The organism is uncultured Methylobacterium sp. (genome assembly GCF_964242245.1).
In the GTDB taxonomy this organism is placed as follows: domain Bacteria; phylum Pseudomonadota; class Alphaproteobacteria; order Rhizobiales; family Beijerinckiaceae; genus Methylobacterium.
Genome location: NZ_CAXTBY010000089.1, coordinates 1 through 9,542 on the forward strand (window position 1 = coordinate 1; position 9,542 = coordinate 9,542).

9 protein-coding genes are annotated in these 9,542 nt (G+C 70.2%); 6 read left to right on the top strand and 3 right to left on the bottom strand.

Features of this window, described 5'->3' with window-relative positions; genetic code table 11:
• From ACFE8Y_RS16145 to ACFE8Y_RS16170, 6 genes are all read left to right on the top strand, one after another.
• Positions 1–915, top strand: a 915-nt coding sequence (locus ACFE8Y_RS16145; protein WP_375465401.1) for an urease subunit alpha, incomplete at its 5' end; no start/stop codon positions are given.
• Between the two features lie 34 nt (positions 916–949).
• A complete protein-coding gene (locus ACFE8Y_RS16150; RefSeq protein ID WP_375465402.1) occupies positions 950–1,435 on the top strand; it encodes a DUF29 domain-containing protein in 486 nt (161 codons plus the stop codon).
• Between the two features lie 19 nt (positions 1,436–1,454).
• Complete coding sequence (locus tag ACFE8Y_RS16155; RefSeq protein ID WP_375465403.1) at positions 1,455–1,937, top strand: urease accessory protein UreE; 483 nt, start codon at positions 1,455–1,457, stop codon at positions 1,935–1,937.
• Positions 1,930–2,604 carry an urease accessory protein UreF gene (locus ACFE8Y_RS16160; protein ID WP_375465416.1) on the top strand — a complete coding sequence of 225 codons (675 nt, stop codon included), beginning with the start codon at positions 1,930–1,932 and terminating at the stop codon, positions 2,602–2,604. Before ACFE8Y_RS16155 ends, ACFE8Y_RS16160 begins: the two co-directional genes overlap by 8 nt.
• Positions 2,605–2,630: 26 nt before the next feature.
• On the top strand, positions 2,631–3,245 hold the full coding sequence (ureG, locus tag ACFE8Y_RS16165) for an urease accessory protein UreG (protein WP_375465404.1): 615 nt from the start codon (positions 2,631–2,633) through the stop codon (positions 3,243–3,245).
• A 1,057-nt stretch (positions 3,246–4,302) separates the two neighbouring features.
• A complete protein-coding gene (locus tag ACFE8Y_RS16170; RefSeq protein ID WP_375465405.1) occupies positions 4,303–4,911 on the top strand; it encodes a PAS domain-containing protein in 609 nt (202 codons plus the stop codon).
• Between the two features lie 63 nt (positions 4,912–4,974).
• Here the strand turns inward: ACFE8Y_RS16170 and ACFE8Y_RS16175 are convergent, their stop codons facing one another.
• From ACFE8Y_RS16175 to ACFE8Y_RS16185, 3 genes are all read right to left on the bottom strand, one after another.
• Positions 4,975–6,624, bottom strand: coding sequence for a TadG family pilus assembly protein (locus ACFE8Y_RS16175; protein ID WP_375465406.1), 1,650 nt, complete (start codon positions 6,622–6,624; stop codon positions 4,975–4,977).
• Positions 6,621–6,998, bottom strand: coding sequence for a TadE/TadG family type IV pilus assembly protein (locus tag ACFE8Y_RS16180; protein WP_375465407.1), 378 nt, complete (start codon positions 6,996–6,998; stop codon positions 6,621–6,623). Before ACFE8Y_RS16180 ends, ACFE8Y_RS16175 begins: the two co-directional genes overlap by 4 nt.
• Before the next feature lie 193 nt (positions 6,999–7,191).
• The gene (locus ACFE8Y_RS16185) at positions 7,192–9,297 is read right to left on the bottom strand and encodes a putative bifunctional diguanylate cyclase/phosphodiesterase (RefSeq protein WP_375465408.1); all 2,106 of its coding nucleotides are present in this window, start codon (positions 9,295–9,297) and stop codon (positions 7,192–7,194) included.
• Positions 9,298–9,542: the final 245 nt, after the last annotated feature.

Here is a 9,542-nt window from a genome sequence, read left to right on the forward strand (position 1 = left end):
GGCCGCACCATCCACGCCTTCCACACCGAGGGCGCGGGCGGCGGGCACGCGCCCGACATCATCAAGGTGGCGGGCTTGGCCAACGTGCTGCCGTCGTCCACGAACCCGACGCGGCCCTACACGAAGAACACCATCGACGAGCACCTCGACATGCTGATGGTGTGCCACCACCTCTCGCCGTCGATCCCCGAGGATCTGGCGTTTGCCGAGAGCCGCATCCGCAAGGAGACGATCGCGGCCGAGGACATCCTGCACGACATCGGCGCGCTCTCGATGATGTCGTCGGACAGCCAAGCGATGGGCCGGGTCGGCGAGGTCGCGATCCGCACGTGGCAGACGGCCGATAAAATGAAGCGCCAGCGCGGCGCGCTGCCCGGCGACGCATCCGGCAACGACAACCTGCGGGCGCGCCGCTACATCGCGAAATACACGATCAACCCGGCGATCGCCCACGGCGTCTCGCAGCATATCGGCTCGGTGGAGGCCGGAAAGCTCGCCGACCTCGTGCTGTGGTCGCCGGCCTTCTTCGGGGTGAAGCCCGACCTCGTGCTCAAGGGCGGCATGATCGCGGTGGCGCCGATGGGCGACCCCAACGCCTCGATCCCGACGCCGCAGCCGGTGCACTATCGCCCGATGTTCGGTGCCTTCGGCCGCGCGCCGTTCGCCACGGCGCTGACCTTCGTCTCGAAGGCTGCGGTCGAGGACGGGCTGCGTGAGAAGCTCGGCGTCTCGAAGCAGCTCGTGGCGGTCGAGAACGTGCGCGGCGGCATCTCCAAGAAGAGCATGGTGCTCAACGACGCCACCCCGGTGATCGAGGTCGATGCCGAGACCTACGATGTCCGCGCCGACGGCGAATTGCTGGTCTGCGAGCCGGCGGACGTGCTGCCGATGGCGCAGCGGTACTTCTTGTTTTGAGATAGGATCGGGTTGGTCTGATTGGAGGCTCACCATGTCGAAGGCCGCGCTGAAGCCGCCCCCGGCGGTGAGTCCGTACGAGACGGATTTCTATCTCTGGACCCAGGCCCAGGCCGCACTGCTGCGCGCGCGCCGGTTCGACGAGCTCGACCTTGAGAACCTGATCGACGAGGTGGCGAGCGTGGGAGGCAGCGAGAAGCAGCAGATCGAAAGCCGGCTGGATATCCTTCTCGGCTACCTTCTCAAGTGGAAGTATCAGCCAGGAGCGCGCAACGATAGCTGGACGGCGACGATCTTCGAGCAACGGGGCCGGATCGCACGCGTCCTTCGCGCCAGTCCCAGCCTGAAACGCGACCCGGCCGACGTGTTCGACGCGTGCTACGTGTCTGGCCGGCTGCTCGCGTCGAGGGACACGGGAATCGACTTTACGCTGTTCCCGCAGGCGCCGCCGTTCACGCTCGCCCAGGCGCTAGACCTCGATTACCTGCCCAAGGAGCCCGACCTCCTGGATCAGTCCTGAATTCGATGGGCCACACACCATGATCCGCGCCACGCGCGTCGTCCGCGCCGCCGCGCTTGCCGGCGGCGAGATCGTCGACCGGATCGTCCTCGATCACGGCGACCGGCACCGCCGCCGCATGGCGATGCGGGGCGTCGGGGGCTTGACCTTCCTGCTCGACCTGTCCGAGCCGACGGTGCTCGACGACGGCGACGCGCTGGTGCTGGAGGACGGGCGGCTCGTCTGGGTCGAGGCGGCGTCCGAGGCCCTGCTGGAGATCCGTGCGGCGTCGCCGCGCGCGCTGAAGCGCCTGATCTGGCACATCGGCAACCGGCACATCCCGGCCGAGATCGGCGACGACACGGTCTTCATCGCGCACGATCACGTGCTGGCCGAGATGGTGCGGGGCTTAGGGGGCAGCGCCGAGCCGGTGGAGCGCCCGTTCCGGCCCGAGGGCGGTGCCTACGCCGGCGCCGACCGCGCGCACCACCACGGCGACGGGCACTGGCATGCCCATGATTGAGCAGCTTCGGCTGATGGCGTGGCTGTCGCCGGGTTACCCGGTCGGAGCCTACGCCTACTCGCACGGGCTCGAAGCGGCGGTCGAGGCCGGCAACGTCACCGACGAGGCGTCCCTCAGTGCGTGGCTCGGCGACGTGCTGGAGCACGGCGCCGGCCGCAACGACCTGATCCTCGCGCGCCACGCCCACCGGGCGGCCGCCGACGACGACGCGGGGGCGGTCCGCGACCTCAACGACCTCGCCCTGGCGCTGGCGCCCTCCCGCGAACTGCGCCTGGAGACGGCCCAGCAGGGCCGCAGCTTCCTCGACGCGACGCGGATCGCGTGGCCGGACCCGCGCCTCCTCGCCCTGTCCGAGGCGGTCGCCGGCGACATCGCCTACCCGGTGGCGGTCGGCATCGCGGCCGGCGTGCACGGCATGGCGCTCCGACCGACCCTCGCGAGCTTCGGCCTCGCCTTCGTCCAGAACCTCGTCTCGGCGGCGCTCCGCCTCGCGCCCGTGGGTCAGACGGCCGGCACCCGCATCGTCGCGGCGCTCGCGCCGCGGGTCGCGGCGCTCGCCGCCACGATCCCGGACCTCAGCCTCGACGATCTTGGCTCCGCGACGCTGCGCCTCGATCTCGGCTCGTTCCGGCACGAGACGCAGTACTCCCGGATCTTTCGCTCCTGACCCACCTCGAAGGCGAGACCTCCCCCATGGCGTCGAACAACGGCCCGCTCCGCGTCGGCATCGGCGGGCCCGTGGGCTCGGGCAAGACCGCGCTGATGGAGCAGCTCTGCAAGCGGTTCCGCGACCGCTACGAGATCTGCGCGATCACCAACGACATCTACACCAAGGAGGATGCGCGCATCCTCACCGTGGCGGGCGCGCTGCCCGAGGAGCGGATCATGGGCGTCGAGACCGGCGGCTGCCCGCACACGGCGATCCGCGAGGACGCCTCGATCAACCTCGCCGCGGTCGCCGAGATGCGCCGCCGCTTCCCGAAGCTCGACCTCGTGCTGATCGAATCGGGCGGCGACAACCTCGCGGCGACGTTCTCGCCGGAACTGGCCGACATCACCCTCTACGTCATCGACGTGGCCGGCGGCGAGAAGATCCCGCGGAAGGGCGGTCCCGGCATCACGCGCTCCGACCTGCTCGTCGTCAACAAGACCGACCTCGCCCCGCTCGTCGGCGCCGATCTCGGGGTGATGGAGGCCGACACCCAGCGGATGCGGGGGTCGCGACCCTACGTGTTCGCGTCGCTGCGGGCCGGCACCGGGGCGGATGCCATCGCCCGCTTCGTCGAGGAGGCGGGGGGACTGGCCTGACGCTTCTCGACGCCGACGCCGCGGAGCCCGGCTCGTCGGGGACGGCCGCACGTCGCGGGCTCGAACGCCAAACCCGGCCGGGCCGGATCGCGACGCTGAAGCGTCGCGTCAGTGCTCAGCGCGCGCGGCGGACAGGAACACTCCCGCGCGGCACGTCGCCCATCAGCGCGTCGAAGGGCTCATCCGGGCCGAGAACTCTTCGGTGGCTGCGGCGGCGGCCCGATCCCGGGGCGTTCCGATGACCCTCGTCCGCGCTTGACGGGCCTCGGCCGAGGCCGCCGTCAGGGCGAGGACGATGCCGACGACGGTTGCGCGCGGAATGAACGTCATGGCCGGCAACCCCTTGAACGGATGCGGCCGATCCGCGGCGAAAGCCCTGGTCGACCGGCCCATCCCTCAAGGCTGCGCGAGTGGGCGTACGCCGGGCGATCTACGCGATTCGGCACCGTGCTTCCGGGTCGGTTTCGCGCTCCGCTGCGGGCACCAGCCCCGGCGGCTCGACGCAGGCCTGTTCTCTTCCCTGCCGAGCCGACCGCAGACCTTCGGCATCATGGCTCTCGCCCTCGAAAGTTGTCGCGCGCCCGATCCATCGGACACCCTGCGTCGGAGATCGCCGGAGGGCGCTTGGCCCCTCGGAGCGCCGTCTCGACAGCCGGTCGGATCGATGCGAGGCTGCGACACGGTCGCTCGCGAGCGGGCCCTGCGGAGAAGACATGTCGTCGGAATTTCAGGAATCGCGCGCGGCCCTGATCCTGCTCGCCGTGGCTGTGCTGTCGGTCCTCATCTTCGGAGCCGTGACCCTCGTCAGCCAGATCGGCTGAGCCGTCCCCGCGGCGCCTCCACGTCCCGCGCCTGCGCTGACCGAGCCGGCCAGGGCTGCACGCGTCCCGCGTTGGAAGTGCCGAGCCTTCAAGGCCGATGGCTTCTTCGCAAATCTCGGTAGAATGCAGCGGTCTGGCGCGTGATCCGCCATTGAGTTAACCGATTGTTAATTCCATCTTGGGTTGTATGTCATTGGCTTGAGAGCGAAATTGCAACTGCATCGTGGAGATCGTCCATGCGCGCCGACACGATCGACCGGACCTACCCTGCATCCGTTGACCTGTCCGCAGCCCTGACCGCCTCGGGCGTCGTCGGAACGTGGGCGTGGTCGGCCCGGCCGGACCGCTGCACCCTCGATGCGGGCGCCGCCGAGGTTCTCGCGGGCGATCACACGATCGCCGGGCTTCCGCTTCCCCTGGAACAGGCCAAGGCCCGCGTCCATCCCGACGACCGTCCTGAATTGTTCCGTCACTTCAAGCGCCTGCGCCGGTGCGGCGGCCTGTTCGTCGCCGAGTACCGGACGGTGTCCGCCACCGGACGGGTCCGCAGGATCCTCGATCGCGGCCGGCTCGTGCGGAGCGAAACCGGCGTCGTCGCGCACGGCCACGGCATCATCATCGACGTGACGGAAAGCGACCTGGACCTGGAATCCTTCGCGGCCACCGTCCTACCCGATCCCGTCGCGCTCCTCGAGGCGGCCGCCGACCACGCCATCGCCTGCCGCGAAGCGATCGAACAGCTCGACAACTCCGAGTTGCGACTCATCGCCAATGTCCTGCTCCTGAGCCTCGGCCAGCACTTGGCGAAGGTGTCGACCGGCAGTAACGCGGGACGCGCTCACTGAGGGGCGAACACCCTCGTCGCGCGGTTGCCGTCCTGCGCCGGAACGTTCGTCGGCCCCAGCGACCTACTGCACCAGCACGGCTTGGTTGCACAGCGTTCCGTCGACCGTGACGTCGGCGTAGCCGACGCGGATGCCAAGCGTCCGCAGGGTCGTGTCGAGGACGAGGTCCAGGGCGGGCGCGACGCCCGAGAGCGTCGCCGACAGGAGCGGGCCGAGCAGCGGCGGGGGGAGGAGCCCGTCGATCGACAGGCTCATGCCCTGGATCAGGCTTCCGGTAAGCGACCGGGCCATCCCGGTGGTCGAGACGCCGCGCACGACGTGGCGGGCGATGTCGTCGTCGGAGAAGGTCAGGGTCTGGGCCCACGGGCTGGCGACCGTCGCCCGCGCCGTGCCCTGGACTGTCAGCAGCGGCAGGGTGATCAGGGGGGCGCCGCGACCCAGGTCGGGGGACGCAGCGCCGACCGCGATGCTGCTGCGCGGGACGTTGGCGATGGCCAGGGTGAGCAGGCCGGGCTGCGCGTCGAGGGTGACTTGGCGCATGGACGCCGCCGTCCACGGGCACGCGACGGAGCGGAGCGTCGCGCTCGCCCGTGCCACCTCGGCGTAGATCGGCAGGCTCACGGTGCCGAGCCCAAGGGGCGCCGTGAGGGTCGTCTCGATCAGCAGGCGCGTCTGCGCCGTGGAGATCGTGGCGTTCGCCGTGCCCGGCTGCACGAAGGACGAACTCTGCCGCCGCTCGCCGACGGCGAGGGTGAGCCGGGTGCCGAGCAGCCCCGGAACCGTGGCGCCCAGGTCGATCGAGACCTGATTCTGGCCGTTGGCCATCGCGGCGATGCCGGAGACGAGGTCCATCAGGCCGACCTGCGGTCCGGCCGTGCCCCGTGGCGGCGAGAGGGCGGAGGCGTCGCCGAGATCGGCGATCCGCGCCACCGGGATCATCGCGCCGGCGTTCGGCAGGGCCGAGAGCAGGTTGCCCACCGCTGCGGCGGCGGCGCCCGCCCCCGGCGTGCCCTGCGCCGTCACCCTCAGGGCGGCGGTGATCTGCCCGACGCTCGCGTTGGCCGCGACGATGTCGGCGTAGGTCGCGGCCTGAAGTCCGAGGCTGGGCGCCAGGGCGTCGAGGACGCCGAAGGTGTCGATGCGGGTCGTGAGGAGCGCGTTGTAGTCCATCACGGAGAGCGAGATCCTGGTGCCGAGCATCGCCCCGAGCACCGCGTTGGCGATCCCGGCATCCAGCGCGGCCGTTCCCGAGCCGATCGAGAATGCGGCAAACCGCGCGTTCGCGGCGGTTCCGGTCACCTGGACCGGCACGCTCCTCGGCAGGCCGACGAGCCGCGCGAAGTGCACCGGCACGTCCGTCCGCAGGCCGACCCTGACGGCGTTCGTCGGTGTCGTCCCCGCCTGGAACCGGCTTGCCGGGGCGACCTTGGCGTTGCCCGCGTAGCTTCCCGGTGCGACCGTGACCGTGGCGGTCGATCCGTAGCCGTTGTCGGCGAGCGACCGGCGCGCGAGGGCGTCCGCTCGGCCGGTATCGGCTGCTGCCAGCATCGCGGCGATGTCGACGGCGCCCTGTGCCCTGCGCTTGGCGTACACGACCAAGCCGAGATCGACGCCGACCGCGCCCGCGCCCATGAGGAATGTCGCGCCGAGGGCCACCAGGATCGCCACCGATCCGTGCCGATCGGACGCGAGGCGACGCTGGGGGGGCCTCATAGGCCGCCTCGACGCACGCTGACCGTGCTCGTCAGCAGATCCGGAGGCAGCGGAACGAGCCTGCCGAGGCCCTTCAGCCCGAGGACGGACGTGTCGTAGCTGAGGGTGACGGTATAGACGGCCGCGTCGGCGGCGCTCGTGCCGACCTGCACGCCGACGCTGCCCGCCCTGAACATCGAGCCGGAGGCCAAGCTGCGCTGCACGACGGCCTGCGCCAGGGCGGCCCGCTCCGCATCGGTCAGGCCGGCGAGCGAAGCCCGTGCCGCCTCCGCCGCGATCTCGCGGAGGGTGTGGGCGGCTCCGAGATATACGCCGAACGACAGGATGCCGGCGAACAGGAGCAGCAGCAACGGCGCGACCAGGGCGAATTCCACCGCCGAACTGCCGCCCCGGCATCGCATCCCCGCCGCGCTGCCGTGCGCGTGTCGAAGCCACACCTCCATCGCGAAATTCCCTCTCAGGTTGCAATCTTGCGTACTCGATTGCAACCTGAGAGGGAATTACCTAAGAGTGCGTTATGATACATCTCAGGGTTGTGTATCTTGTCATCGGAACGAGACCGCGGTCTCAGGCTGCGGCGGCCCGGATGTCGGATGCGGCGAGCATCGGGCCGATCTCCTGGGCAGGTCGAGGGGGGCTGAACAGGAAGCCCTGCATCTCCTGGCAGCCCTCGGCCCGCACGGCGGCGAGCTGCTCCTCGGTCTCGATGCCCTCGACCAGGGTCGTGATGCCGAGGCTGGCGCCCAATCCCACCAGCGCGCGGATGATCGCCCCGGCTTCCGTGGCTTGGCCGGCATCGTGCACGAACGAGCGGTCGATCTTGATCTTGTCGAAGGGGAAACGGCGCAGGTAACTCAAGCTGGAGTAGCCGGTGCCGAAATCGTCCATCGAGATACGAATGCCGGCCCGGCGCAGCAGGTGCAGGGTCTCGAGGTTCGCCTCCGTGTCGTCCAGGAGCACGCTCTCGGTGATCTCCAGTTCCAGGCGGTCGGCCCGGAGGCCGCTGGTGGCCAGCGCCAGGAGAACGCGCTGGGCGAAGTTGCGGTGCCGCAACTGCACGGCCGAGACGTTGACCGCGACGGTGATCCGACCCGGCCACGACACGGCCTCGCGGCAGGCTTGGTTGAGGACCCACTCGCCGAGCGCCACGATCAGCCCGGTCTCCTCCGCCACCGGGATGAAGGTCGCCGGAGAGATCAATCCGCGCTCCGGATGGCGCCAGCGGACCAGGGCCTCCAGGCCCGTGATCCGATCGGTGCCGAGATCCACCAGGGGCTGGTAGTGCAGCTCGAAGGCGTCCGTCCGCAGGGCTTCGGCGAGTTCCCGCTCCAGGTCGCGCCGGGCCTGGGCCGTCTCGTCCATCGCCGTCTCGAAGAGGCGGGCGATGCCGCGGCCCGCGCCCTTGGCATGGTAGAGCGCCGTGTCGGCGTTCTTGAGGAGGCGGTCGATGTCGTCGGCGTCCTCGTCGGCCATGGCGATGCCGACGCTCATGCCGATCTCGACGGTGCATCCGTTGATCTCGTAGGGCGCGCTCACCACGGCGATCAGGCGCTCGGCCATCGCCATCGCTCCGGCCACGTCGGTCACCCGGTGGAGGACCGCGAACTCGTCGCCCCCGAGCCGCGCCACGAGGTCGCCGGTTCGCACGCGGGTGCAGAGGCGCACGGCCACGGCGCGCAGCAGCGCGTCGCCGGCACCGTGGCCGTGGGTGTCGTTGACGCCCTTGAAGCGGTCGAGGTCGAGGCAGAGCATGGCGAGGCGGCGATGCGCCTCGCCGTCCCGGCCCTGGCCGAGCATGTCCAGGCCGTGCTCGCGCAGCGCCGTGCGGTTGGGCAGGTCGGTGAGCGCGTCGTGGCGCGCCATGTGCGCGATCCGCGCCTCGTTGCGTCGGCGCTCGGTGATGTCCTCGAAGGTCGCGACCCAGCCCTCGCCCTCGATCGTGCGGTAGCACAGGGCGAGGACGCGGCCGTCGGCGAGTTCCTGGTGGATCGGGGCCGGGTCGGGTGACAGCAGCGCGAGGCGCGTGCCCTCGCACAGGCTGTCGACGGTCACGCCCTTCCGGTAGGTGCCGTGCGCCACCAGGACCTCGCAGACCTCGCGTTGGCTCATCCCGAGGGTCAAGTGCTCGGACGCGAGGCCGAAGAGTTCGCGGTAGCGCCGATTGCACACGACGAGGCGCGTGGTCCCGTCGAACATGCACAAGCCCTGCGTCATGTTGCCGAGGGCGGCGTCGAAGCGCCGGTTCTGCGCCACGAGGGTGGCGTGCGAGGCGCGCAAATCCGCGAGCGCTCCCGCCAGGGCGCCCCGTGCCCGCCCCTCGGAGCTGATGTCGGTGCCGACGCCGCGATAGCCGAGGAAGGTGCCCGCCTCGGACAGTCGCGGCTCTCCGCTGATCCGGAACCAGCGCGGGCGCCCGTCTGGATGATCGTAGGGATAGATGAAGTCGCTGACGGGCCGCCGCTGCTCGATGGCCTCCCGGTAGGACTCCCAGAAGACCGCGTCCCCGCCGTTCGCCGCGATCGTGGCCCGCGACAGGCCGGTGAGCGCCGCGACGCTCCGGCCTAGGAAGCGTTCCGACTCGGGCGAGAGGTAGGTGAAGCGCTGAGCGGCATCGGTCTCCCAGATCCAGTCCGAGTCGACCTGAATCAGATCTTCGTGAGGCTGCGTGAGCATTCTGACACCAAGTTGGCCGTGCCATAGTCGGGGCCAGTGTTTAAAATTCATCCCAGTGTTTCTCAGCAATTCGATCGATAAGACCTTGCCGGGCGATGCGCGTCCGACCTCACGACGCCTCCCGGACGGACATCCCATCGGGCTGGGACGGACGCGCGTATCCGGGCTTCAAATCCGGTGGATTGAGGCAGCGGAGAGCCGTGCTCTCGGCCGCTCCGCCGTCCTGCTTCTCCACGGCTTTCCAC